Raw genomic sequence first — 24,266 nt, 5'->3', positions numbered from 1 at the left:
ATTCTATTACCGGAGTACTGTACGTTTCTGGTAGGCATTGACCCAATCCCTTGCTTCAAGCCAATTTTTCACACGGATAACTCCTTTTGGGATAGGATCCTGATTATATGGGGTATTAAATAAAATAACGGGTATGTTAAATTCCTCGCTGATCATGCAGGCATTATCATGCTTGTCCTCAAAAAAAACATCAATATTGTTTTTTCTGACAGCGCCAAGTTTATCATGAGTGCCAATCAATTCAATCTGATGATAAAATAATTCATTGCGCTTAAACCAGTCAAATGTCACATCCTGCAAATGGCTTCTCCGTGCACTTATAAATAAAAGTTTATGGGTTTTCTTCCATTCATCCAGCACTAATTTTGCATCTGGCGCCATAGGTGCTTCTTGATAAATCAGCGGTTCTTGCTCATCCATCCATTTCCAAAAGTCCTCTTCAGAAATGTTAAGTAATTTAGTTAAATCATATTCCTTCATATCATCAAGCGTAATGTTTATGCCGAATGATTTGTTTAAATATGGAACGAATGTTTCAGGCGAAGTGACGGTTCCATCGATATCAATCCCTAATTGCAGCATCATGTACTCTCTCCCTTGCTGTCTGAACTATACTAGTTAGTGTATCATAATCCGTGCTTACAATCACAGTAATCTTTGACAGTTATACTCAAGGGATGTGCGGCTCATACTATAAATGTTCCTTTACTATATGAATGGAGGGATCACGCATGGCAGATGAGAAAAATTATGATTATCACGGAAATATTAAAGAATATGACCTCCGTGAAGATGAAGTTGGCTACAACAGACCAGATATGCGCGATGATTACAAAGAAGAAACAGCGGCTGAAATTGCAGCACCTGCAACATTGAGAAGAGATGCAGACCATGATCGTCGCGATGAAAAGGACGGGACAGTTGATGACGGACGAAGAATGGGCTATTTGGCCATCGTCCTCTCAGTCATTTCATTATTTATTTTCCCTGTTATTTTAGGAGCAGCAGGGATTATTGTAGGATTTATTGCACGCCGCAGAGGAGCAGAAGGGTTAGGCGGATGGGCGATTGGTATTGGTATCGTCGCATTAATTCTTGGAATATTTATTCTGCCCTTCTTTTAAGGAAATAATAAAACAAGCTTGGCATAAAATGCCAAGCTTGTTTTATTGAATTTCTGCAGCTGCTTTTTCAGCTTCCTGTTTTGCATAATATTCTGCCGCGATTTTATCAATTTCTTTTTTCAATTCTTCAACCATTGTTTCTTCAGGCACTTTTCGGACAATTTGCCCTTTCATAAAAAGTAGCCCTTCTTTCCTTGCACCCGCAATTCCAATGTCGGCTTCCCGTGCTTCTCCAGGTCCATTAACCGCACAGCCTAAAACCGCAACTTTGATTGGGGCCTTAATCGTTGAAATATACTCTTCAACTTCATTTGCAATGCTGATTAAATCAATTTCAATCCGTCCGCAGGTAGGACATGAAATAAGTGTTGCTGCGTTCGAGGACAGTCCAAAGGATTTTAATAACTCTCTTGCAACTTTTACCTCTTCTACAGGATCAGCGCTAAGCGAGATGCGCAGAGTATTTCCGATGCCTTTGCTTAGGATGGCGCCAAGGCCTGCAGCACTCTTTACAGTGCCTGAAAAAAGGGTGCCCGACTCTGTAATGCCTAAGTGAAGCGGATAATCGAAAGCTTTTGCAGCTTTTTCATATGCTTCAATCGCAAGGTTCACATCAGATGCTTTCATCGATACGATAATATCGTGAAAATCCAAATCTTCAAGAATTTTAATATGATGAAGGGCACTTTCAACCATGCCGTCTGCTGTCGGATAACCGTATTTCTCAATAATACGCTTTTCTAATGAACCGGCATTAACCCCAATGCGGATTGGAATACCTTTTTCTTTTGCAGCTTTTACAACGGCTTCTACTTTTTCGCGTCTGCCGATGTTGCCTGGGTTGATTCTGATTTTATCTGCTCCGCCCTCAATTGCTTTAAGCGCAAGCTTATAATCAAAATGAATATCTACAACAAGTGGAATGTTAATGCGTTTCTTTATTTCTGCTATAGCATCAGCTGCACGTTCATCCGGACAGGCGACACGAACAATTTGACAGCCTGCTTCTTCTAATCGCAGGATTTCAGCGACCGTAGCTTCCACATCGTGTGTTTTCGTTGTTGTCATACTTTGGATGACTAATTCATTGTTTCCGCCAATTGTTAAATTCCCAACTTTAACAGGACGGGTTTTGGTACGATGTATGATTTCACTCACGTGTAAATCGCTCCTTAAATTAATAATCATGGTTCTATATTATCATGTTAACCATTTTTATCGATCAATGCGAGAAATTGTGCTTTCCCTCACATATTGTAACAGTGGATGCTTAATATTGACAAGAATTATGAAGCAACTTCTTTTTCATAAAGTGGAAATTTATATGTTTTTCCTACTTGAATCGTGTCAGCTTTTACACTTGGATTAAGCTTTTCAAAATCTTTCCTGATTTGATCAATGGGGACTGGAAATTGCTTATGAAGCTGTTCGACAATTGTAAGAACGGTTTCTCCCTGACTGATCTTTTTTTCGGTGTATGGCTTGGAACCTGAGGATTTTGTTTCTGCAGCAGGAGCTTCTATTGCCGCAAGAGGAGAGTTTATGGCAATCGTACCGCTGTTCATATCATAGTAGACGATATAGATCAGAAATATAAATAAAATGAAGATCATAAGACGCTTCAACAAAATCATCTCCCAGTAAATTCACGATAGTTATTTTTATGCTTGTCCCATTCAAATATGTCCTTTTTTTAGTGGAAAGAGGTAAAAAGTCCCCAGTTCCTTCTATAATATAGGTATTTTTTCATTAAATTAATGGCAGCTTTACATTTGCTTAATACTTATTTGGGATAATTTTCATAGATCTATGGGAAGGATGAAACAAATTGAAATTATCATTTATAAAATTAAAAGTTACTGAACCTCTTTTTTCTAAAATCAGTCTGCAGACGAGACTGCTGATACTTGTCCTGTCCTTATTGATTGCCTCTGTTGTGGCAGTGGGCTACACATCTTACGTAAAATCAGAAGCTGCGACTATGAATATTATTGAAGACCGCCTGCACCGGGAGGTAAAGACAACTGGTGAAATTGCAGGTAATTTAATGTTTGCCTATCTTGGGGAAGATGAAGAATTTTTAGAGAGATTTAACAAAGTTGTGCTTACGAATCAATCTTCAGAGCTCATTCAGGATGGACTGAGTGCTGACTTTTTTTTAGTTAAAGAAAATGAGGCAGCCCCATTTTCAGTTAGTGAAAATTCAAAAGTTGCTTTTTCTGATCAGCTGATCAGCGACATTATGGAAAAAGATAATGGGATTTTTCACAAAGTGATAAACGGAATAGACTATACATTGTCATTTAAACAAGTTCAAGAATTAAAAGGACAGTTTTTAATAGCGGTTCCTACACAAACATATATGAAAACAACAAGAGAACTTGCCGCTTTTACTGCTTGGACAGTTCTTTTAAGTGCAGTTATTACAACTGCCGTGCTTATTTTCGCGATTCGCAGTTTGACTAAACCCTTAGCAATGTTAAGAAAAACGATCAGGGAAGTAAGAGAGGGAGATTTAACAAAACATATCCATGTAGAAACATCGATTCCTGAAATAAATTCACTTATGAAAAGCTTTAACCAAATGATGACGCAAATGCAGAAGATGGTAGGAAACATAAATAATACTACAGGGGATTTGTCAGTAACGGGGGAGCAGCTCAGAGAAGCCACTGATGATGTGATCGTACATAATAGTCAGCTTGTTGAGGCGATAAAGATAGTAAGAGCTGGAGCTGTGCAGACAGCATCAAGCTCAGATCACAGCATTCATGCATTTGGCCAAATGAGAGACGAGCTAAAGGTTGTTTTTCAGGGTATGGAATTTTTATTCAGCAGCGCCGCTGACATGAACCAGTCAGCATATCGCGGTGAAAAAAATATATCTCATATGATTCAGACAATGAATTCATTCGAACAGGAATTTGAAAAGATGACAAATACAATCAGGGGGGTAAAGGAGCACTCTTTATCTATTGCAAATGTAGTAATTATTATTCAAACCATTGCTGAACAGACTAAGCTTCTTGCTTTAAATGCAACGATTGAAGCAGCTCGGGCTGGCGAAGCTGGAAATGGATTCGCCGTGGTCGCAGGTGAAGTTAAAAAACTTGCTGAACAGTCATCAAAGGCGACAGAAGACATTACTAAATCGATCTTATCAATGGAGAATATATCTTCAAAAGCATCAAAGGAATTTGAACATATGCTCTCTAACATTCATTCCCATCTTGATGTGGCCGCCCAATCCAGAATATCATTTGATGAATTAATGATGGAGATTGATATCGTGAACAGCAGGCTGTCCGGCATGAAAAAGCATATTCAGCATCTAAACGGTTCTCTTCCTTTAATGGAAAAATCGGCAGAAAGCTTTGCATCTGTTTCTCAGGAAACCCTTGCGAGTGCTGAACAGATGCTCGCAGCTTCAGAAGAGCAAATTGCTCAGATGAACAGGACTCATCAAATAGGGCAAAAATTAACGGATTTATCCAGAAATCTTTCAAGTACCACAAAAGAATACAAAGTGAGTTAAAAAGCGAACCCCTTTGATAAAGGGGTTCGCTTTTTAAGTGTTTCATTTTTTTCTGGCTGCAGGAATTTCTTTTAAAGCAAGATACAGCATGATCAGGTTAACAAACCAGTTAACGAAAATTCCGCTCGGCACGGAAACTTGAAGAAACTCCATGATAAAAAAGAAAACAGTGGCAAGAGTAACAGCATATGCCGACATGACCCAAAGTTGTTTAAAATTAACGTTTCGCTTCAAACTATTTTTAAAAAGAATGCTGACTATAGCTAAAAAAGTAATTTCAATAAATTTAGAAGCTGCTGTAAATAGGAACAGCATGACAATGACAACACTCAAAACAATTGGAAGTACATTTTCAAATTGAGAGGAGTACTGGGATAAGTCTTCTTTTGTTAAAGTCATAGTATTCAGCATGGAATAATCATAGCTTTGAGCTTGGCCCGCAACTGCATAAACAAATTCATTTTTTAGAAGGCCAATTCCGTTTTGCTTATTTTCAATCTCGCTTGCTGTAAAGGCCCCAGTTGGATCGAAAACAATAAATAAATCATCTTTTTTAAATTCAAGCGGTTCTGCTGTTTCTGCAATTAGGGTGCCTTCCTCTATTTTAAAGTCAGGAAGGTCTTCCTGCAGGGTAGAATCCAATCCTTTCAACAGCCCTGAAATGCCGGTAGACATGTAGACCGCCATGGGGAGAGTCGCAAGAAGGGTTAGTAAAAACACATAAAGAATGGTTTTGCCTATTCCTTGAAATCTAAACATGGAAATCGACTTTGGAGAGTATAAACTTTTAGCAAACTGTTTAAAAATGTTCATTTATTACACTTCCTTCATTATAATCCAGCTTTCATTTTATACATCCCAGCAGAAAGAAACAAGGCTAAAGGTACAGTGTCTAAATTAATATTAAGAAATTGTAAATATTTAAGAAAATATGGCTAAAAACCTTTACATGTAATCCACAATTCGATAATAATTGGGGAGGTTCTAGAAATGGATTATGTTGTCGATTAAAGATGCTGGGGGTTGAAATAGGTTGGATTTAGATATACAGAAAATGATATTTGAATTTGTTGGCGGTCTGGGAATTTTCTTATTTGGTATTAAATTCATGGGAGACGGCCTGCAAAAATCAGCAGGTGACCAACTTCGGGATGTTCTAGATAAATTTACAACAAATCCAATTATGGGTGTTCTTGCAGGTATATTTGTTACCATCCTCATTCAGTCAAGCAGCGGAACGACTGTTATTACAATAGGTCTCGTCAGTGCAGGCTTTATGAGTTTAAGACAGGCAATCGGTGTGATAATGGGAGCAAACATTGGTACTACAGTCACGGCATTTATTATCGGTATTAAAATTTCTGAGTACGCGCTTCCTGTCCTATTTACAGGGGCTGTATTACTTTTCTTTTTTAAAAATAAAAAAATTCACAATATTGGTCAAATTATATTTGGTTTTGGAGCTCTTTTCTTTGGATTGGAACTTATGGGAGACGGCATGAAGCCTTTGCGTTATTTAGAAGCATTTCAAGAATTGACAGTAAGCATGAGCGATAATCCGCTTCTTGGTGTAGTAATCGGAACTGTATTATCAGTAATCGTCCAAAGTTCCAGTGCAACCATTGGAATTCTGCAGGAATTGTATAGCTTGGGGCTGATTGATATTAACGCTGCGCTGCCTGTGCTGTTTGGAGATAATATCGGTACAACTATAACTGCAGTTCTTGCTTCAATTGGTGCTACAGTAGCTGCAAGACGGGCTGCGTTAACACATGTACTTTTCAACATAATAGGTACGGCAATCTTTTTAGTGATCTTGCCTTCTTTTACAACTTTTATAGGAATGCTGAAAATGAATTTAGGATTGAATCCAGAAATGACCATTGCATTTGCCCATGGAACTTTCAATATTACAAATACTATAATCCAGCTGCCGTTTATCGGTGGGCTTGTATACATAGTTACAAAGCTGATTCCCGGAGAAGATCCAATGATGGAATACAAAGCAAAGCATCTAGATCCTCTTTTTATTGAACAATCTTCATCAATAGCACTCGGACAGGCTAAAGAGGAAATTCTGCGAATGGGTCAGTTCGCAGCTTTAGGACTTGAAGAAGCAAATCAATATCTAAAAACCCAACAGCAAAAACATTCAGATACTGCTTATCAAATCGAGGATGCAATCAATAATCTTGACCGCAAAATTACAGATTATCTTGTACTCATTTCAAGAGCAGAAATGTCAGCATATGAATCTGAAGAACACTCTGCATTAATGGATGCTGTAAGAGATATTGAGCGCGTGGGTGATCATTTCGAAAATATCGTTGAGCTTGTTGATTATCAATTAACAAATAAAGTGAAACTGACAGATTCTGCATATGCAGATCTGGAGGAAATGTTTGCATTAACCATTCAAACAATAAAAGATGCCATATCGGCATTAGATGACAAAGACACATCTTTAGCAGCAAAGGTTATGAAGTCTGAAGAACAAATTGATAAAATGGAGCGCATGCTCCGCAAAAAACACATACTCCGCATTAATGAAGGAAGCTGTACTGGTCAAGCAGGCATTGTGTTTGTAGATATTATCAGCAATCTTGAAAGAATCGGTGATCATTCTGTAAACATTGCAGAGGCAGTTTTAGGCTATCGTAAATAATGTTTAAAAAAGAATGATTCAGTTATAATGAAAGCAAGGGCTTTTGCTCTTGCTTTTTTTACATCAGTTTTATAAGAGATCATGGAATGGTGGTGGATGGCAGTGGAGATTATTTACTGGGCACTGATTATTTTAATGTTTATCATTGCATTTGCCGGATTGATCTATCCAATTATACCCAGCGTCATTTTTATAGTTGGAGGATTTCTTCTCTATGGTGCATTTTTTGGCTTTCAGGAATACGGATACCAATTCTGGTTGATTGAAGGCGTGTTTGTTGCGGTTTTATTTGCGGCGGACTATGTGTCAAACTTAATGGGGATCAAACGAGTCGGCGGCAGCAAGGCTGCTATCTGGGGAAGTACAATAGGCTTATTGATAGGTCCGTTTCTTATTCCGGTTGCAGGAATTATTATTGGACCATTCATTGGTGCAGTTATTGCAGAGCTTCTTGTTCATAAAAAGGATATGAAAGAATCAGTTAAAATAGGTCTTGGATCACTGATCGGATTTATATCCGGTGTGTTTGCAAAAACAATCATTCAGCTGATTATGATTGGTTATTTTTTATTCGTGGTTCTATAAAGAAGATATAAAACGCAAACAAAACATATTTAATGCTTTTAAATTGAAACAATCGGACAATTTTGGTAATCTTAAAGTGAAAGGCTTATGAAAAAATAAGCTTCATCATTTACATACAATTTAAGGAGGAGATTTAAATGGCTTACGAACTACCGCAATTGCCTTATGCTTACGATGCATTAGAACCTCATATTGATAAGGAAACAATGAACATTCATCACACGAAACATCATAACACGTATATCACAAACGTAAACGCAGCATTAGAAGGCCAGGATGATCTTCTCAGCAAAAGCGTTGAAGAACTGGTATCAAACTTGGATGCAGTTCCTGAAGCAGCACGTACGGCAGTCCGCAACAATGGCGGCGGACATGCAAACCACAGCCTTTTCTGGACAATTCTTTCCCCAAATGGAGGAGGAGCTCCGTCTGGTGAGCTTGCCGATAAAATCAACAGCAAATTTGGAAGCTTTGAAACATTCAAAGAAGAATTTGCAAAAGCAGGAGCAACTCGCTTTGGATCTGGCTGGGCTTGGCTGGTTGTCAATAACGGCGAATTAGAAGTAACAAGCACTCCTAATCAGGATTCTCCTTTAATGGAAGGCAAAACGCCTATTCTTGGACTTGACGTTTGGGAGCATGCATACTACCTGAATTACCAAAACCGCCGACCTGATTACATTTCTTCATTCTGGAATGTAGTCAATTGGGAAGAAGTAACAAGACGCTACGAAGAAGCAAAGTAATTTTTTTTCGCAAATGAAAGCAGGGGATCTATTAAGATCTCCTGCTTTTTTCTGTTAAATTTAGGATACATAACTCCACCTCATAAAGACAGACTAATGGTTAGCTAATAAAGGGGAGTTTTAAAGTATGTCAAAGTTGCAAAAATTATTTGGAGATGTAGAAGTCAATAAGGAACTAATCCTTTTGCTGATTATTGGAGGATTATATTCTTTGGGAATCGCCCTTTCTAACGCTTTTGTCAATGTATATCTTTGGAAACAGTCAGGCAGTTTTCTGGATTTGGGTATTTATAATTTGTCCATTGCAATTATGCAGCCAGTCACGTTTGTTATTGCAGGAAGATGGGCAAAAAAAATTGATCGTGTAATAGTTTTCAGGCTTGGTGTTGCTTTTTTAGCTGTATTTTATTTATCGGTCCTTTTAATAGGGAATGATGCAGCGGATAATATCATCTTGCTTGGAGGGCTGCTTGGGATTGGATCGGGGTTTTACTGGCTGTCTTTTAATGTGCTTACATTTGAAATTACAGAACCTGAGACAAGAGATTTTTTTAACGGATTTTTAGGAATCATGTCATCCTCTGCTGGAATGATCGGTCCTATTGTCGCAGGTTTTGTGATCTCAAGATTTGCAGGTGATATTGGGTATAAGTCAATCTTTTCTATTTCACTCGGATTATTTTTTTGTGCCGTTATATTAAGCCTTTTTTTAAAGAGAAGACATGCACACGGCAGGTATTTGCTGCTTGAAGTATTGAAGGAAAGAAAACGGAATGTCAATTGGAGAATGATTACAAACGCCCACTTTTTTCAGGGTATTAGGGAAGGAACATTCATTTTCGTCATTGGCGTCCTTGTATTTATTACTACCGGAAGCGAGTTTGCTCTTGGTAAATATGGCCTGATTAACTCTGCTGTAGCCTTTGTTTTTTACTATTTGGCAACACGGCTGATTACAAAGAAAATGAGAAAAAAATCTATTTTAATCGGGGGAATATTATTATACGCTTCCATCTTTTTGCTTTTGTTTGACCTTACATATCCAAAGCTGATTATGTATGCTATTTCAATTGCGATTGCATATCCCATGCTGCTGGTTCCTTATATCTCCCTGACTTACGATGTGATTGGACGGTCGTGGAATGCAGCTGAAGCGAGAATTGAATATATCGTCGTAAGAGAAATATTTTTAAACTTGGGCAGAATCTCATCCATTCTTTTATTCATTCTTGCCGTCACTCTCTTTGATGAAAAGCAGAGTATTCCCATTCTGCTTGCGGTTATTGGCTCTGGACACAGCTTTATTTATTTCTTTATCCGAAAAGTGACTTTATTGGAATCTAATGAGCCCATAAATGATAACGGTCAAAAAAATATGCCCGAACCGAATCTTGTAGATGGAGAAAGCAGTTAGCATCACATATGACAATCATGTTACAAGTGTCGAATTTGATAGAAATTCGTCGGTTTTTTTCATAAACTATAACAATAGACACCTTAAAATGGTGTCTATTGTGTTTTTTAATGAAAATAAGGCGGTGCTATATGTCAAAGAAAAAGAAAAGAACAGTTCCGCTTCGCCTTAACATTTTGTTTTTCCTAGTTTTTTTAGTTTTTTCAGGAATGATATTAAGGCTTGGAATTGTTCAAATTGTATACGGAGAGGATTACCGCAAGGAAGTTGAACGGAATGAGGAAGTGAATATCAGCACTTCAGTTCCGAGAGGGAAAATCTTTGACCGAAACTACAATACAATTGTCGATAATAAACCTATTAATGCCATTACATACACCAGGTCAAATACTACTTCACAAGAAGAACGTTTAGAAGTTGCAGCAAGACTTGCAAAGATTTTTGACCAGGACAGAACGGACTCTAAAGAAGATCAGGAGCTACTAAAACAAGAGTTAGAAAAAATCACTCTCAGAGATAAAAAAGATTATTGGATTTTAACACGTCCAAAAGAAGCAGAAAAGAAAATTACAAAAGCGGATAGACAAAAAGTGCTTGATGGAGCCATGAGCGATGATGACCTCTACGATCTTCAGCTCGAGCGGATAACAGAAAAAGATTTACAGGAGATATCGATCGATGAATTAAAAATACTTTCGATAAAAAGAGAAATGGACAGCGGGTATGCATTAGCGCCGCAAATTATTAAAAAAGACAATATTTCAGAACAGGAATTTGCCTATATAAGCGAGCATCTGGAAGATTTACCAGGAGTGGATATTACAACGGACTGGGAACGCCAATACGTTTTTGACAAAACTTTAAGAACGCTGATTGGGAGCATCTCCTCTTCAGAAGAAGGCATTCCAGAGGATCGTTTGGATTATTTTACATCCCGTGATTACAGCAGAAATGACCGGGTGGGGAAAAGCTACTTAGAATATCAATATGAAGATATTCTTCAAGGACAAAAAGCAAAAGCCCGTAATATTACTGATAAGTCCGGCAATATTCTTGAAACAGAGATTATATCTGAAGGAAAAAGCGGCAAGGACCTGATCATGACAATCGATGTACAGCTTCAGCAGGAGGTTGAGAAGATTATTGAGGAAGAACTGCTTGCTGCTAAGAAAAAATCAGGTACAGCTTTACTTGACCGCGCATTTGTCGTAATGATGGATCCCAGGAATGGCGAAATGCTGTCAATGGCTGGAAAGCAAATTAAAAAAGATGAAAACGGAAAAACGGTTCTTGAAGATTATGCATTAGGAGCAATGACCAGCTCATATACAATGGGATCTGCAGTTAAAGGAGCTACAGTACTTTCCGGCTTTGAGTCCGGTGCCATTAAACCCGGAACTGTCCAGCTTGATGAACCTTTATATATTAAAGGATCTCCTCCCAAAAAATCGTATCGCACTATGGGGAATATTGATGATCTTGAAGCTCTGCAGCGATCATCCAATGTGTATATGTTTAAAACTGCGATAGCAATGGCAAACGGGGAATACAGAAGAAACAAATCATTGCCCCTTGATACGTCTGCTTTCTCGGTGCTCCGTAATTATTATAGTCAGTTCGGATTAGGGGTAAAAACGGGTATAGACCTTCCTAATGAAGCAACCGGCTTTAAAGGCCAGGACCTGACGCCTGGATTATTGCTTGATTTGTCCATTGGACAATATGATACGTATACGCCGCTGCAAATGGCACAATACGTTTCAACAATAGCAAATGGCGGATACCGCATGAAACCTCAGCTTGTAAAAGAGATCAGGGAGCCGTCGCCTAAAGATAATCTTGGTTCTGTCATTCAATCAATAAACCCTGAAATTTTAAACCGGCTTGATATGAAGAGTGAGTACATTGAGAGGGTACAGGAAGGGTTCAGGCGTGTAACGCAGGAGAAAAATGGCACAGCCTACAGTTATTTTTCAGGGGCAGATTATTTTCCTGCAGGAAAAACAGGGACGGCACAGGCTTTTTATGATGGGCCCAATAAAGACAAATTTCTGTCTCCTACCTACAACTTAACACTTGTAGGATATGCCCCCCACAATAATCCGGAGGTTGCATTTGCTGTAGTAGTGCCATGGGCTTATGATTCAGCCAAAAATTCACATCCTATTAATAATCTGATCGGAAGAAGGGTTATGGATAAATACTATGAGCTGAAAAGCGAACAAAGCAAAGAAGGCATTCAGGAAGGTGTAGGACAGCCGGAGAATGCAAGGGTGATTGAAGAAGAAGAAAATGAATAGATAGCCATTCAAAGGAAAATAATAAAAGCACTCTTAATAGAGTGCTTTTTATTATGTATAAATCATTCTACAAAAGGCGACACAATTATTCATGCATTTACAAAACCTTAACATTCGATTAAAACCATGTTAACACTTTAGCGTTATTCTATTACTTGTAGGACAAAAACACCACTTTTTAGGGGGAATTAAGAAATATGAAAAGCTTCAAATTTTTAGCCATGACAATTATGATTTCATCATTGCTTGCATTCGCAGCAGCTTGTGGAAATGGTGAAAGTTCAGAAGGCAACGGTTCAGAAACTGGATCTTCTGAAGAAGCAGCTCAATTAGAAGGTGAAGTTGGAATTGACGGCTCATCAACTGTTGCTCCTATCGGTGAAGCAGTATCTGAAGAATTCGCTATGGAAAATAAAGATGTTAAAGCTCCAATCGGCGTATCAGGAACTGGCGGCGGCTTTGAAAAATTCGTAGCTGGTGAAACAGATATTTCTCAAGCATCACGTCCGATTAAAGATGAAGAAGCTAAAGCAGCGAAAGACGCTGGAATTGAATATACAGAATTACAAGTTGCATTTGACGGTTTATCAGTAGTAGTTAATAAAGAAAATGATTTCATTAAAGAATTAACTGTAGAAGACTTGAAAAAGATCTGGGTTGAAGACGGCAAAGAAAAAATGTGGTCTGACATTAACCCTGAATGGCCTAAAGAAAAAATTACATTATTCTCACCTGGTACAGATTCTGGGACATATGATTACTTCGATGAAGTAATTCTTAACGAAGAGCCTGTTGCCAAAGCAGCTACTCTTTCTGAAGATGACAATGTTTTAGTTAAAGGTGTACAAAGCAATAAAAATGCAATGGGTTACTTTGGTTATGCTTACTACCTAGAAAATAAAGATACATTGAAAGTAGTTCCTATCGTGAACGAAGAAGGCAAAGCTGTTGAACCAACAAACGAATCAGTTGAGTCTGGCGAGTACAACCCGCTTTCACGCCCGCTTTACATCTATGTAAATAACGCATCTATGAAAGAAAAGCCACAAGTTGCCGGGTTTGTTAAATTCTACTTGGAAAACGCTGGCGCATTAGCTGAGGAAGTTGGCTATGTAAGCCTTCCAGATGAAAAGTATACAGAACAGCTTAAAACAATCGAAGGTTTAAAATAATTTCAAAATCTAATAGATGAGAAGCATAACTGCTTCTCATCTTCCCATGTTTTGGAAAGGGGTTTTCACAATATGGCAACTGAAACTAGCCGCTCTGTCAGTGAACTGATCAGAGAAAAAAAAGAGAAAAAATCTTGGATAAGATATACAGAGAAAATGGTTCCTGCTTTTTTACTGCTGACAGCCATTATATCCATCCTTACTACGGTAGGAATCGTTTTTACACTGATCGTTGAAACATTTACCTTTTTTAGCCAGGTTCCGATTATTGACTTTATTACACAAAAAGATTGGTACCCATTCTTTGCAAGCGATCCGTCATATGGAATTATTGCTTTAATTTCAGGAACCCTTCTTGTAGCTGTAATAGCTATGGTAGTGGCTTTACCGATAGGATTAGCTTCTGCTATATATTTGAGTGAATATGCTTCAGATCGAGTAAGAAGAATTATTAAACCGATATTAGAAGTATTAGCTGGTATTCCGACGATTGTGTATGGCTTCTTCGCTCTTACATTTGTGACGCCATTGCTGCAGTCAATGATGCCAGACTTAGGTTTTTTCAATGCGCTTAGTCCGGGTATTGTTGTAGGAATCATGATTATTCCAATGATTGCATCTCTTTCTGAAGATGCAATGACTTCTGTCCCTAAATCAATGCGGGAAGGTGCCTTAGCACTGGGTTCTACTAAATTTGAGGTAGCGATAAAAGTTGTTCTTCCAGCTGCTGTATCAGGTGTTGTCGCATCATTTGTATTAGCTATTTCAAGAGCAATCGGTGAAACAATGATTGTTACTCTTGCAGGCGGAGCTACACCTAAGCTGACATTTGATCCGACAGAATCCATTCAGACGATGACTGCTTATATTGTTCAAGTAAGTTCAGGGGATGCAGGTTATGGCACAACTATCTACTATAGTATATACGCTGTCGGAATGACGCTGTTCCTCTTTACATTGCTGATGAATTTACTGGCGCAGTTCATTTCTCGCCGCTTTAGGGAGGAATATTAAAATGAACTACATCAATAAAGATACAGTCGCAAAGAAAATGAGGAGCAGATTGGCCGTTAATGGTATCTATAAAGGTATTTTCCTATTAGCGACAAGCTTTGCTCTAATTGTACTGGCGATTCTTTTATATCGGATATTCACTCAAGGATTTAGTTATTTAACTCCGGAATTCTTTCAAAACTTTGCTTCTAGAAGACCTAATGCATCTGGAATAAAAGCTGCATTAGCAGGGTCGTTATGGGTGATGGCTGTCGTCATTCCAACTGGATTAATATTGGGAGTAGGGACGGCACTATATATGGAAGAGTATGCAAAGAAAAATAAATTTACAAATTTCCTTCAAATTAACATTGCCAACCTTGCTGGTGTGCCTTCCATTGTTTTCGGATTATTGGGCCTAACGGTTTTTGTGCGTTTCTTTGACCTCGGAAGAAGCATTCTCGCAGGTGGATTCACCATGGCTCTGCTTGTTCTTCCAGTTATTGTTGTTGCATCACAAGAAGCCATCCGTGCTGTTCCAAAAGAGATGCGCGAAGCATCTTATGGAATGGGGGCTACTAAGTGGCAGACCATCCGTCAAGTTGTTTTGCCGGCTGCTATACCAGGTATATTAACAGGGAGTATTCTTGCTTTCTCAAGAGCAATTGGCGAAACTGCACCTCTGCTTGTGGTTGGGGCATTTGCATTTGTAAATTACCTTCCGGAAAGTTTCATGAGCACATTTACAGCCATACCAATTCAAATATTTAACTGGGCTTCAAGGCCTCAGGCTGACTTTCAGAATGTTGCTGCTGCAGGAATTATCGTATTGTTTATTTTCTTGATCGTTATGAACTCAATTGCCGTGTTAATACGCAACAAGTTCCAAAAACGCTACTAAGATTTTTTGAAATGGATGAAGGAGGTTTCACAAAATGGAAATGACAAAAAATGTTGTGAAAGAGCGAGAGGAAAACGAAGAATTTGAAACGAATGCAAAAAAAGATAAAAGCATCGTTTACAAAACAGATAATCTCAACCTTTGGTACGGAAACGATCAGGCATTAAAAAATATTGATCTGGATATCTATGAAAATGAAGTTACGGCGATTATAGGACCGTCTGGCTGCGGGAAGTCTACTTACATTAAAACGTTAAATCGCATGGTAGAGCTGATTCCTACGGTCCGTACATCTGGAAAAATCATTTACCGGGGCAAAAATATCTTTGATAAAGGCTATGGAGTGGAAGATTTGCGCACAAGAGTCGGCATGGTGTTCCAAAAACCAAATCCTTTTCCAAAATCCATTTATGACAATGTTGCATACGGTCCAAGAATCCATGGGATCCGCGATAAAAAGACTCTTGATGCAATCGTTGAAAAGAGTTTAAAAGGAGCTGCCATCTGGGACGAAGTAAAAGATCGCCTTAAAGAAAATGCTTTCGGTTTATCAGGCGGTCAGCAGCAGCGTCTATGCATCGCCCGCTGTCTTGCGATTGAGCCGGATGTTATTTTAATGGATGAACCTACATCTGCTCTTGATCCAATTTCAACATTAAAAGTAGAAGAGCTGGTTCAGGAATTGAAAAAACAGTACAGCATCGTGATCGTTACTCACAATATGCAGCAGGCTGCACGTATTTCTGATCGGACAGCGTTCTTCTTAAATGGTGAAGTTGTTGAGTATTCAGAAACAGACCGTTTATTCTCGAATCCTTCAGATAAACGAACAGAAGACTATATTACTGGACGTTTCGGATAATATTTAGAGGAATAAGTCGTGCAAATGAAAACTTGCACGACTTATTCCCATATAGTTAAGCAATCATATTTCATAAAAAAACAGACGGAAATTTGGAGGGAATTAAACATGGTGGTTAGAGAGAAATTTGAATACGATTTAAAATTACTGCGTGATAAATTAAATGAAATTGCACAACTCACTGAGCAGGCTTTAACAGAAGCTATCCAGGCCCTAGAAACAAAAAACGTAGAAGCAGCGCTCGAAATCATTGAAAACGATGAGCGCATTGATGATTTGGATGAGGAAATCAATGATTTGGCGATTCTTCTTATTGCAAAACAGCAGCCTGTTGCGATTGATTTAAGACGTATTATCGTTGCCATTAAAATTTCTAATGATATCGAAAGAATGGCTGACTTTGCTGTTAATATTGCTAAATCAACGATTCGAATCGGTGATGAACCTTTATTCAAACCTATTGAAACAATAAAAAAAATGCATGCGCTTGCTGTAGAAATGCTTTCTCTTTCTGTTAAGGCATACAACGATGAAGATGTCCTATTAGCTAAGAGAGTTGCTGATATGGACGATCAAGTAGATGATTATTATGGACAAACAATCAGAGAGCTTCTCGAAATCATGCCTGAGCGCAAAGAGCTTATGCAGCAGATTACTCAATTAATGTTTGTCTGCAGATATATTGAGCGTACGGCAGATCATGCAACCAATATTTCTGAAAGTGTATTATATCTAGTTAAAGGCAGAAGATATGATTTAAATGCATAAACGAAAAGAGCTTGTCACCCATGAGTGACAAGCTCTTTTCTAAGTTTTAAGACAGTATTAATTTTCTGCGCTTTTTTTATTATTTAACAAGTACATTGACAATTTCGCTGAAGCTCATGCCTTTAGTAAGTTCAAAAGTTCCCATGCGCACCTTTGTGTGATAATTCCCATTAATGACAAATTTGTTAAAATCCTTTGCAGAGGCAATGACGCCTTCTTGTTCAAGGATGTCAGAAACATCACCTGTATTCATGCCTTCTACAATTTTTAACGTGTACTTTTCATTTTGAGGCTTTTCTTCAATAGGGGCTTCGGCTTGCTTTTGTTTTTCAATAAGCGTTGTTTCTTTAAACGCAATAAGCTCGTCATACTCTTTTGTATCGATCGCTGTCTGTCCGCTTTTTATTAAAAATTCTTTAATATCATTCTCGGAAACTGCATTGTTTACAGGAGCAGCTGTTTTTTCATTGCTGTTACTTATGAAATATGTAGCTGCAAGAACAGAAGTAGACAAAATCATTCCGGCTGCGAATGATTGTAATCCTTTTTTGCTCATGTTAAGACCCTCTCATTCTTTCTAAGAATGGTTCCGATCTCTTCTTCGCTTAAGTATTCAGATCTTGCAATTGCTTCAGTGGATAAGCCTTGATTATGTTTCAAAATGATACGCTGAAGCGTCTGAGGGTCAATCGAATCATTATCAGTTAGCTCCAGATCATTTTGAAGAATTTCTTCTTCAAGCACTCTGACTTTTTTCTTCAGCTTGTATATTTCTTGCATAGAAGAAACCGACAGGTGTTCAACTTCCTGTTCAATATCTTTTAAGTGATCTCTCTGAAAGAAAGAGATGCCAATTAAAAGAATGCTGACTACAAACAGGGCAATGATCATAATCTCCATATTTATTCACCTTCTAATATTTTTTCCCTTTTTCTTTATATCATAGATTTGAAACATTCTAAAGGATAATATGTAAATTGTCGAAAAATGTCTTAATTTAAGCGATTTTCTCATAGATTATACTTATGTCATAATAATAACAGCAATGAACGATGAAAGGGATGAAGCCCCTTGATAAATCAGCCCTCAATGGATCAAATAAACCATCTGCATGGAGATGCAATGACTCTTATAATGAAAAATCCATCTGTTTTGTATTTACAGTGGAATGTAGGGTTTAAAACTGAAATTGCCCTCTCCATTTTATGCAGGGAGCCTTTTTCTTCTCTAAAAAAAACGTTAAGACTTTATCAAAAAAAGAATGGCACTCTTTTCTATAAAGATTTTGATATCACAGATGAACAAACTTATCTTTTTATTAAAGGCATAGGAGCAGCTGCCAGCTACTATACTGAATTAATTTTGCAAACATCTGAAAATGTTAAACTGACTGTTCTGAAGTCAAATGAATTGAAAATGACGGATACTGATGGCAGAGATGCTGACTGGACAGCCTATAAAGAGGAATCTGAATCCTGGGAAAAGCAATTCTCAGCTTATACGGTATATGACAAATAGAAGGAGTATCAGCACATGGTGAAAAACAGCATGATCATTCTTCATGCCCACTTGCCTTTCATAACTGACTATACAAATACAGAATATGAACAGCTCTGGCTTTTTGAAGCTCTGTCAGAATCCTATATTCCAATGCTTTGGAGTTTAAACGGTTTGGACAATCCGTCCATCACTATCTCTTTTTCCCCTACTCTTATGGAAATGCTGACCGATAAGAAGACCCAGGAAAAATACCGCTGTCACTTGGATAAAATGATTTTGTTAATCAGATCAGAATTCAGCAGGGCAACTAATGAGGAGCGATCAGTATTACACTTTTATCTATCTCATTACAATAAGATCATCCAAACCTTTGAAGAATTTAAGGGCAATATTTTAAAAGGATATATTGATCTATTTAAAAAAAGAAAAATTGAGGCTATCACTACATGTGCAACACATGCAATTCTCCCTTTTCATTGCACGGATGAAGGCATGAAAATGCAAGTGGAAACAGGAATGAAAGTGTTTGAACACCATTTCGGAACAGCTCCAAAAGGGTTTTGGCTGCCGGAGATGGCGATAAATGACCAGACCGTGCAGATTCTCACTCAACAAGGAATTACATACACGTTTGCCGATTCACCTGAAATAAATGGCCCTGCTTTGAACTATAAGGGCCTCACAATTTTTAAACGGAACAGAGAAAAAGCTAACGCTGTATGGGATAAGCATAGGGGATACCCTGCACATCATGTATATCGGGAATATTACCGGGATGTCGGGTTGACTAGGAATTGGGAAGATATTAAAGAGTTTGCATTTCTTAAAAAGACAAGAATCAATACCGGACTGAAACTTTGGAGTATAACTGGAAAGACAGAGGATAAAAAGATTTATAATGATGAAATGGCATTTGAACAAGCTGGAAATGATGCACATAATTTTTTGGAGAGGCTGCGTCCTGCAACAGAGCTTATTGTGCTTCCATTTGATTTTGAGTTATTCGGCCATTGGTGGTTTGAGGGTCCTGCCTTTCTTTCTGAGCTGTTAAAGAAGGAAAACCCGTTTGTTCTCCCTTCTGATTGGCTGGGAAACAAAAATAATGTCAGCGGCCACGACGGCTTAGCTTTTTCTACATGGGGAAGAAATGGGTACGGTGATATATGGCTGAATGAAAAAACAGCGGAATACTTTCAGCACTTTCATTTAATCGAGAAACAGTTATTCAACCCTTCTGTAAATTCCCGGGAAATGAATACAAGGAAAAAATGGTGCCTAATTAAGGAATGGATGCTTGCCGCAAGCAGTGACTGGACATTCATGATTGGAAACGGCACTTCTGCTGATTATGGACATTATCGTATTAAAAAGCACCTAAATAATTATTACGAACTGAGCGGACGATCGGATGAAGAATTAGAAACCTATAACCCGGAACCAGATTTATTTACATTTCTTCCATTGAAAAGAAACACATCTGAGTTACAAGCGTTTGCTGACAGGCCAAGAATACTGATGGTGTCTACAGAATATCCCCCAAATCTAGTCGGGGGGCTTGGAAGGCATGTAGATAAGCTGACAAATGCACTTGCTGGACAAAATTATGAAGTTGCGCTTCTTACAATAGCTTCTGATGAAGAACTCCCATTATATGAGAATCCAGTTCCCAACCTGCATATATACCGCATACAGTCTATTCAGCAAAAGCATCAGTCGCTCTCTGAGTGGGCAATAAATTACAATAGTGCATTTGTTCAATTTCTAATAAAGAATAGTCACATCAAATATGATTTAGTGCATGTTCATGATTGGCTGACAGCAGGGGCGGGAAGATCTATACAAAAGCTGTTTAAAGTGCCGCTGATTGCAACGATTCATGCGACAGAACTGGGAAGGAACGGCGAGATCGTGACCCCTCTGCAGAAGTATATACAAAGGGAAGAATGCCTGCTGGTGCAAGCTGCAGATCAGGTGATTGTGTGCAGTGACTATATGTTGAAAGAGGTCAAGGAGCAATTTCACATACCTTCTGAAAAACTAACTGTAATCCCTAATGGAATAAATCTTTTAAAAAATAATATGTATGTTAAAAATTCACAAAAGCGCAATGATCTATCATTGACTGGGCAGCCGTATCTTTTCTCGATGGGAAGACTTGTCGCAGAAAAAGGTTTTGATGTGCTGTTATCCGCCATACCGGGTATTTTGAAGCGTTTTCCTAAAATCCGCATTGTAATAGCAGGAGATGGACCGCATCGCAACGAATATGAGAAAAAAGCGAAAGAATTGAACGTTCATGAAAATGTAACATTCCTTGGTTTTATAGATGAAGACCTTATACATATACTCCTTACGCACTGTGAGATGAATATCATTCCGAGCTATTATGAACCATTTGGAATTGTTGCACTGGAGAGCATGGCAGCGAAAAAACTGACAATTGCTGCAAATACCGGCGGGTTAAAAGAGATTATCAAGCACAATGAAAATGGCCTCCTATTTGAGCGGGGAAATTCAAAAGCTTTGGCATCAGCTATCCTAGAGGCACTCCAACATAAAGAGCGGGCAGACCGTCTGGCTCAACAGGGATATAAAGAAATTTTGAGCCGATTTGCCTATGAACATATCGTGAAAAAAATTATTCAAGAGTATGAAGTGCTTTATCATAAAAGATAAGGAGCTGAAAAATGTGAAAGCTGTGATCCTCGCAGGCGGAGAAGGCTGCAGGCTTAGACCTCTTACAAATCATTGTCCAAAACCAATGGTCCCTATATTAAACAAGCCTGTCATGGAATATAGCATTGAGTTATTAAAAAGACATGGAATCACTGATATTATTATGACTGTGCATTATTTGTCATCTTCTATCCGGTCCCATTTTGGGGACGGTTCTAAATGGGGTGTCACCATTACTTACAGTGAAGACGGAATGCCTCTCGGTACAGCAGGAAGTGTAAAACTGGCAGAGCAAATGCTGACGGAATCATTTCTTGTTATAAGCGGAGATATTCTGACTGATTTTGATTTGAGTGCAGGAATACAGCATCATGAGGACCAGCTTGCAGCAGCGACAATCTTTACAAAACCGCTGGATTTGCCAATCGAATATGGAGTGCTTTTGTCCGCAGATAAAAAAATGGATAAGATGTTCGAAAAGCCAAACTGGAGCGACCTCACTAAACATTCTATTAATACGGGGATTTATATTCTTGACCCAAAGATATTTACCTATCTCGAAGATTTCACTCATTATGACTTCAGTAAAGATGTGTTTCCTGCAATCTTAAAGCATAATGAGAAAATCAGTATTTTTGAAGCTGAGGGATATTGGTCTGATATTGGGACACTAGCAACATATCGCGAGGCTCAGTTTGATATGCTCCATCATAAAGTCAATCTTCCTTCTAAGGGCAAAGAGATAGCTAAAGGCATCTGGATGGAGGATGGTGTGACCATTCATGATGATGTGACATTAAAAGGACCGATCTATATAAGCAGGAACACGATTATTCATGAAGGCGCTATAGTAGGTCCGCAGACGGTTCTCTCAGAGTCTGCTATTATCCATGAAAAATCGGAAATTACCCATTCGATTTTATGGGAAAATAGCTATGTGGGAAAGTCCTGCAGCTTAGGCGGGATGATTGGCCACTGTCAGATTCAGGATCATTCAGCGCTCGCAGATATGAATGATGAGACGGTTAATGCCTGGAGAGAATATACGAAAAGGGATTCTTAACTCTCTTCTTTTCATAGATTGAAGAAAAAAATAAAATAATGTGGAATTTCTTTTTTAAAAATGCTATTATAGTTAAGTCTGATTTAGTATAAGTTTTTTAGTTTGGAGGGAAATCAACATGCGCGTTAATCTTACATTAGCTTGCACAGAGTGCGGCGAACGTAATTACATTTCTAAAAAGAATAAACGTAATAACCCGGATCGTATGGAGCTTAAAAAATATTGCTCTAGAGAGAAAAAGGTTACATTACACCGCGAAACAAAGTAAGCAGCAGGAATTTATTTCCTTGCTGTTTTTTTTATACATACAAATATTGTTCAAGGAGAGAGTTATTGGCATGCTGAAAACAGAACTTAGAAATGACGTAAAACGCAAGCTCGAATCTTTAGACTTCGATACATACAAAAAGAATTGCGAACGTATAAATAAAAGACTTTTTAAGCAATCCTTCTGGCAGCAGAGCAAGACAATAGCCATTACCATTTCAAATGGAAAAGAAGTGGACACGAGCCTGATCATTCAAGAGGCCTTAAAGCAAAATAAGAGAGTGGCAATTCCTAAATGCTATCCAGGGCAAAAGAAAATGGAATTTCGGACGTTTCAATCAATCGAGCAGCTTGAAACTGTTTATTTTGGCTTAAAAGAGCCTGTTGTTTCAAAAACAGACCCAGTTTCCCCTGATGAAATCGATCTTCTTTTAGTTCCTGGGATATGCTATGACAAAAATGGCTATAGAATTGGCTATGGCGGGGGTTATTATGACAGGTACTTGACACAATACAGCGGTTTAACGGTTTCACTGGCTTTTGAAGCTCAATTGGTTTCATGTATTCCTGCTGAAGCACATGATGTGCCTGTCCATCAAATTTTGACGGAAAATGAGGTGATTATAACAAGTGAGTGATCATTTTCTTGCCATATCCTTTATTCTCCTGATTTCATTTGCAGGACTGAAGATGAAGTCTTTAACATTCAGCGGAGCTGTTGCTGCATGCTTTATTGGTATTTCTATTTTTGCAGGCTTCGGCTATCCTGGATTGATTTTACTCGGGATTTTCTTTGGAAGCTCAAGTTTTTGGAGCAAGTTTAAGCGTGATCAAAAAAAGAGTGTAGACGATTTACTTGTAAAAGGGGATCAGAGAGACGCCATCCAAGTGTTGGCAAATGGAGGTGTTTCTGCATTCATCAGCATAGTAAATGCTTTTATGCCATTTGACGGGAGTTTCACGGTTTACGGCGTTTCTATCGCTGCAGCAAACGCAGATACATGGGCATCTGAAATAGGAACGCTCAGCAAAAAAATGCCAAGAATGATTTTTACTTTGAAGCAGGTAAAGAAAGGAACATCAGGAGCAGTAAGTACTCTTGGAACTGCATCAGCACTCTCCGGTGCATGCCTGATAGGAGTTTCAGCTTATTTGGTTCTTTCAATTCAAGCTGTGGATTTACTGCTTATCATTTTGCTTGGATTCATGGGCAATTTGATAGATACGGTGCTTGGGGCTTCTATTCAGGTGCAATATCAATGTCCTGCCTGCGGGAAAAAAACAGAACGATACTCGCATTGTCAGCAACAGGGCAATAAAATAAAAGGATTATTAAACAATGATGCAGTTAATTTTTCAGCAATTCTTGCGGCTTCTTTGTTAGCGGTCCTTATATACTGAAAGAAAATACGGATAAAAAAAGGGATCCCGGCAAAAAGTATCACTAGGAGGGATGAAGATGCGAAAATTAAATTCTATACTTCTTATGGTGCTCGGAATGCTTGCTTTTTACCAGTATCGCTACCGTCTGATGAACGTTGTGCTCAGTCAGCCGAATATTCGCCACTTTTTTATTCAGCTGTCTATGAGAATTCCATTTATCAGGGAAAAATTTATGTTTCGTGCTTTTCGTTAACGCTCACCTGTTTGGTAAACAGGTGTTTTTTTATTTGAAAAGCACAATTCTTTAACAAC

At 38.3% G+C, this 24,266-nt stretch carries 25 protein-coding genes; 19 read left to right on the top strand and 6 right to left on the bottom strand.

Features of this window, described 5'->3' with window-relative positions; genetic code table 11:
- Nucleotides 1–6: 6 nt before the first annotated feature.
- On the bottom strand, nucleotides 7–582 hold the full coding sequence (locus K8L98_RS17760) for a hypothetical protein (RefSeq protein WP_223443554.1): 576 nt from the start codon (nucleotides 580–582) through the stop codon (nucleotides 7–9).
- 149 nt (nucleotides 583–731) lie between these two features.
- Here K8L98_RS17760 and K8L98_RS17755 point away from each other — a divergent pair, with 149 nt between their 5' ends.
- The gene (locus tag K8L98_RS17755; RefSeq protein WP_223436742.1) at nucleotides 732–1,124 is read left to right on the top strand and encodes a DUF308 domain-containing protein; all 393 of its coding nucleotides are present in this window, start codon (nucleotides 732–734) and stop codon (nucleotides 1,122–1,124) included.
- 42 nt (nucleotides 1,125–1,166) lie between these two features.
- Here K8L98_RS17755 and ispG read toward each other — a convergent pair whose 3' ends face one another.
- Nucleotides 1,167–2,312: a flavodoxin-dependent (E)-4-hydroxy-3-methylbut-2-enyl-diphosphate synthase gene (gene ispG, locus K8L98_RS17750; RefSeq protein ID WP_223436741.1), complete on the bottom strand. Its 1,146-nt coding sequence runs from the start codon at nucleotides 2,310–2,312 to the stop codon at nucleotides 1,167–1,169.
- A 98-nt stretch (nucleotides 2,313–2,410) separates the two neighbouring features.
- Nucleotides 2,411–2,749 (bottom strand): hypothetical protein, encoded by a 339-nt coding sequence (locus K8L98_RS17745; RefSeq protein WP_223436739.1) that lies wholly within the window; start codon nucleotides 2,747–2,749, stop codon nucleotides 2,411–2,413.
- Between the two features lie 203 nt (nucleotides 2,750–2,952).
- On the opposite strand from K8L98_RS17745, the gene K8L98_RS17740 reads away from it, so the two are divergent.
- Nucleotides 2,953–4,659, top strand: coding sequence for a methyl-accepting chemotaxis protein (locus K8L98_RS17740; RefSeq protein WP_223436738.1), 1,707 nt, complete (start codon nucleotides 2,953–2,955; stop codon nucleotides 4,657–4,659).
- A gap of 42 nt (nucleotides 4,660–4,701) precedes the next feature.
- Here K8L98_RS17740 and K8L98_RS17735 read toward each other — a convergent pair whose 3' ends face one another.
- Nucleotides 4,702–5,472 carry a DUF1189 domain-containing protein gene (locus K8L98_RS17735; RefSeq protein WP_223436736.1) on the bottom strand — a complete coding sequence of 257 codons (771 nt, stop codon included), beginning with the start codon at nucleotides 5,470–5,472 and terminating at the stop codon, nucleotides 4,702–4,704.
- A 241-nt stretch (nucleotides 5,473–5,713) separates the two neighbouring features.
- On the opposite strand from K8L98_RS17735, the gene K8L98_RS17730 reads away from it, so the two are divergent.
- The 10 genes from K8L98_RS17730 (at nucleotide 5,714) to phoU (ending at nucleotide 17,065) form a co-directional block, all read left to right on the top strand.
- Nucleotides 5,714–7,324: a Na/Pi cotransporter family protein gene (locus tag K8L98_RS17730; RefSeq protein WP_420828876.1), complete on the top strand. Its 1,611-nt coding sequence runs from the start codon at nucleotides 5,714–5,716 to the stop codon at nucleotides 7,322–7,324.
- A 96-nt stretch (nucleotides 7,325–7,420) separates the two neighbouring features.
- Complete coding sequence (locus K8L98_RS17725) at nucleotides 7,421–7,909, top strand: DUF456 domain-containing protein (protein WP_420828875.1); 489 nt, start codon at nucleotides 7,421–7,423, stop codon at nucleotides 7,907–7,909.
- Nucleotides 7,910–8,046: 137 nt separating this feature from the next.
- A complete protein-coding gene (gene sodA, locus K8L98_RS17720) occupies nucleotides 8,047–8,655 on the top strand; it encodes a superoxide dismutase SodA (protein WP_223436732.1) in 609 nt (202 codons plus the stop codon).
- A gap of 127 nt (nucleotides 8,656–8,782) precedes the next feature.
- Nucleotides 8,783–10,069: an MFS transporter gene (locus K8L98_RS17715; RefSeq protein ID WP_223436731.1), complete on the top strand. Its 1,287-nt coding sequence runs from the start codon at nucleotides 8,783–8,785 to the stop codon at nucleotides 10,067–10,069.
- A gap of 131 nt (nucleotides 10,070–10,200) precedes the next feature.
- Entirely contained in the window at nucleotides 10,201–12,369 is a 2,169-nt protein-coding gene (locus K8L98_RS17710; protein ID WP_223436729.1) for a peptidoglycan D,D-transpeptidase FtsI family protein, read from the top strand.
- 197 nt (nucleotides 12,370–12,566) lie between these two features.
- On the top strand, nucleotides 12,567–13,541 hold the full coding sequence (locus K8L98_RS17705) for a PstS family phosphate ABC transporter substrate-binding protein (protein WP_223436727.1): 975 nt from the start codon (nucleotides 12,567–12,569) through the stop codon (nucleotides 13,539–13,541).
- Between the two features lie 72 nt (nucleotides 13,542–13,613).
- Nucleotides 13,614–14,555 carry a phosphate ABC transporter permease subunit PstC gene (pstC, locus tag K8L98_RS17700; protein ID WP_223436726.1) on the top strand — a complete coding sequence of 314 codons (942 nt, stop codon included), beginning with the start codon at nucleotides 13,614–13,616 and terminating at the stop codon, nucleotides 14,553–14,555.
- 1 nt (nucleotide 14,556) lies between these two features.
- Complete coding sequence (pstA, locus tag K8L98_RS17695; RefSeq protein ID WP_223436724.1) at nucleotides 14,557–15,435, top strand: phosphate ABC transporter permease PstA; 879 nt, start codon at nucleotides 14,557–14,559, stop codon at nucleotides 15,433–15,435.
- 34 nt (nucleotides 15,436–15,469) lie between these two features.
- Nucleotides 15,470–16,297, top strand: a complete 828-nt coding sequence (pstB, locus tag K8L98_RS17690) for a phosphate ABC transporter ATP-binding protein PstB (protein WP_275976717.1) — start codon at nucleotides 15,470–15,472, stop codon at nucleotides 16,295–16,297.
- Between the two features lie 108 nt (nucleotides 16,298–16,405).
- The gene (gene phoU, locus K8L98_RS17685) at nucleotides 16,406–17,065 is read left to right on the top strand and encodes a phosphate signaling complex protein PhoU (protein ID WP_223436722.1); all 660 of its coding nucleotides are present in this window, start codon (nucleotides 16,406–16,408) and stop codon (nucleotides 17,063–17,065) included.
- A gap of 79 nt (nucleotides 17,066–17,144) precedes the next feature.
- Here phoU and K8L98_RS17680 read toward each other — a convergent pair whose 3' ends face one another.
- A complete protein-coding gene (locus K8L98_RS17680) occupies nucleotides 17,145–17,621 on the bottom strand; it encodes an MltG/YceG/YrrL family protein (protein WP_223436720.1) in 477 nt (158 codons plus the stop codon).
- Complete coding sequence (locus K8L98_RS17675; protein ID WP_223436718.1) at nucleotides 17,618–17,965, bottom strand: hypothetical protein; 348 nt, start codon at nucleotides 17,963–17,965, stop codon at nucleotides 17,618–17,620. Before K8L98_RS17675 ends, K8L98_RS17680 begins: the two co-directional genes overlap by 4 nt.
- Nucleotides 17,966–18,136: 171 nt before the next feature.
- Here K8L98_RS17675 and K8L98_RS17670 point away from each other — a divergent pair, with 171 nt between their 5' ends.
- The 7 genes from K8L98_RS17670 (at nucleotide 18,137) to K8L98_RS17640 (ending at nucleotide 24,207) form a co-directional block, all read left to right on the top strand.
- On the top strand, nucleotides 18,137–18,583 hold the full coding sequence (locus K8L98_RS17670; RefSeq protein ID WP_223436717.1) for a DUF4912 domain-containing protein: 447 nt from the start codon (nucleotides 18,137–18,139) through the stop codon (nucleotides 18,581–18,583).
- A 15-nt stretch (nucleotides 18,584–18,598) separates the two neighbouring features.
- The gene (locus K8L98_RS17665; protein ID WP_223436715.1) at nucleotides 18,599–21,241 is read left to right on the top strand and encodes a 1,4-alpha-glucan branching protein domain-containing protein; all 2,643 of its coding nucleotides are present in this window, start codon (nucleotides 18,599–18,601) and stop codon (nucleotides 21,239–21,241) included.
- Nucleotides 21,242–21,254: 13 nt separating this feature from the next.
- Complete coding sequence (locus K8L98_RS17660; RefSeq protein ID WP_223436714.1) at nucleotides 21,255–22,304, top strand: nucleotidyltransferase family protein; 1,050 nt, start codon at nucleotides 21,255–21,257, stop codon at nucleotides 22,302–22,304.
- Between the two features lie 118 nt (nucleotides 22,305–22,422).
- Nucleotides 22,423–22,572: a 50S ribosomal protein L33 gene (gene rpmG, locus K8L98_RS17655; RefSeq protein WP_070875478.1), complete on the top strand. Its 150-nt coding sequence runs from the start codon at nucleotides 22,423–22,425 to the stop codon at nucleotides 22,570–22,572.
- Nucleotides 22,573–22,642: 70 nt separating this feature from the next.
- Nucleotides 22,643–23,209, top strand: a complete 567-nt coding sequence (locus K8L98_RS17650; protein ID WP_223436712.1) for a 5-formyltetrahydrofolate cyclo-ligase — start codon at nucleotides 22,643–22,645, stop codon at nucleotides 23,207–23,209.
- Entirely contained in the window at nucleotides 23,202–23,972 is a 771-nt protein-coding gene (locus K8L98_RS17645) for a DUF92 domain-containing protein (protein ID WP_223436710.1), read from the top strand. The genes K8L98_RS17650 and K8L98_RS17645 overlap by 8 nt, the downstream gene beginning before the upstream one ends.
- Nucleotides 23,973–24,030: 58 nt before the next feature.
- Entirely contained in the window at nucleotides 24,031–24,207 is a 177-nt protein-coding gene (locus K8L98_RS17640) for a hypothetical protein (RefSeq protein WP_223436708.1), read from the top strand.
- Nucleotides 24,208–24,266 lie beyond the last annotated feature (59 nt).

The sequence above is a fragment of the Metabacillus dongyingensis genome, from assembly GCF_019933155.2.
GTDB lineage: Bacteria > Bacillota > Bacilli > Bacillales > Bacillaceae > Bacillus_P > Bacillus_P dongyingensis.
The sequence above is the reverse complement of the archived record's forward strand: the minus strand, read 5'-3'. Positions and strand labels throughout refer to the sequence as shown.

What these genes read in the sequence shown, in the direction of transcription:
- K8L98_RS17760 (WP_223443554.1), bottom strand. Translation starts at nt 582, where the DNA reads ATGCTGCAATTAGGGATTGATATCGATGGAACCGTCACTTCGCCTGAA.
- K8L98_RS17755 (WP_223436742.1), top strand. Translation starts at nt 732, where the DNA reads ATGGCAGATGAGAAAAATTATGATTATCACGGAAATATTAAAGAATAT.
- ispG (WP_223436741.1), bottom strand. Translation starts at nt 2,312, where the DNA reads ATGATTATTAATTTAAGGAGCGATTTACACGTGAGTGAAATCATACAT.
- K8L98_RS17735 (WP_223436736.1), bottom strand. Translation starts at nt 5,472, where the DNA reads ATGAACATTTTTAAACAGTTTGCTAAAAGTTTATACTCTCCAAAGTCG.
- K8L98_RS17730 (WP_420828876.1), top strand. Translation starts at nt 5,714, where the DNA reads ATGATATTTGAATTTGTTGGCGGTCTGGGAATTTTCTTATTTGGTATT.
- K8L98_RS17725 (WP_420828875.1), top strand. Translation starts at nt 7,421, where the DNA reads ATGGCAGTGGAGATTATTTACTGGGCACTGATTATTTTAATGTTTATC.
- sodA (WP_223436732.1), top strand. Translation starts at nt 8,047, where the DNA reads ATGGCTTACGAACTACCGCAATTGCCTTATGCTTACGATGCATTAGAA.
- K8L98_RS17715 (WP_223436731.1), top strand. Translation starts at nt 8,783, where the DNA reads ATGTCAAAGTTGCAAAAATTATTTGGAGATGTAGAAGTCAATAAGGAA.
- K8L98_RS17710 (WP_223436729.1), top strand. Translation starts at nt 10,201, where the DNA reads ATGTCAAAGAAAAAGAAAAGAACAGTTCCGCTTCGCCTTAACATTTTG.
- K8L98_RS17705 (WP_223436727.1), top strand. Translation starts at nt 12,567, where the DNA reads ATGAAAAGCTTCAAATTTTTAGCCATGACAATTATGATTTCATCATTG.
- pstC (WP_223436726.1), top strand. Translation starts at nt 13,614, where the DNA reads ATGGCAACTGAAACTAGCCGCTCTGTCAGTGAACTGATCAGAGAAAAA.
- pstA (WP_223436724.1), top strand. Translation starts at nt 14,557, where the DNA reads ATGAACTACATCAATAAAGATACAGTCGCAAAGAAAATGAGGAGCAGA.
- pstB (WP_275976717.1), top strand. Translation starts at nt 15,470, where the DNA reads ATGGAAATGACAAAAAATGTTGTGAAAGAGCGAGAGGAAAACGAAGAA.
- phoU (WP_223436722.1), top strand. Translation starts at nt 16,406, where the DNA reads ATGGTGGTTAGAGAGAAATTTGAATACGATTTAAAATTACTGCGTGAT.
- K8L98_RS17680 (WP_223436720.1), bottom strand. Translation starts at nt 17,621, where the DNA reads ATGAGCAAAAAAGGATTACAATCATTCGCAGCCGGAATGATTTTGTCT.
- K8L98_RS17675 (WP_223436718.1), bottom strand. Translation starts at nt 17,965, where the DNA reads ATGGAGATTATGATCATTGCCCTGTTTGTAGTCAGCATTCTTTTAATT.
- K8L98_RS17665 (WP_223436715.1), top strand. Translation starts at nt 18,599, where the DNA reads ATGGTGAAAAACAGCATGATCATTCTTCATGCCCACTTGCCTTTCATA.
- rpmG (WP_070875478.1), top strand. Translation starts at nt 22,423, where the DNA reads ATGCGCGTTAATCTTACATTAGCTTGCACAGAGTGCGGCGAACGTAAT.
- K8L98_RS17650 (WP_223436712.1), top strand. Translation starts at nt 22,643, where the DNA reads ATGCTGAAAACAGAACTTAGAAATGACGTAAAACGCAAGCTCGAATCT.
- K8L98_RS17640 (WP_223436708.1), top strand. Translation starts at nt 24,031, where the DNA reads ATGCGAAAATTAAATTCTATACTTCTTATGGTGCTCGGAATGCTTGCT.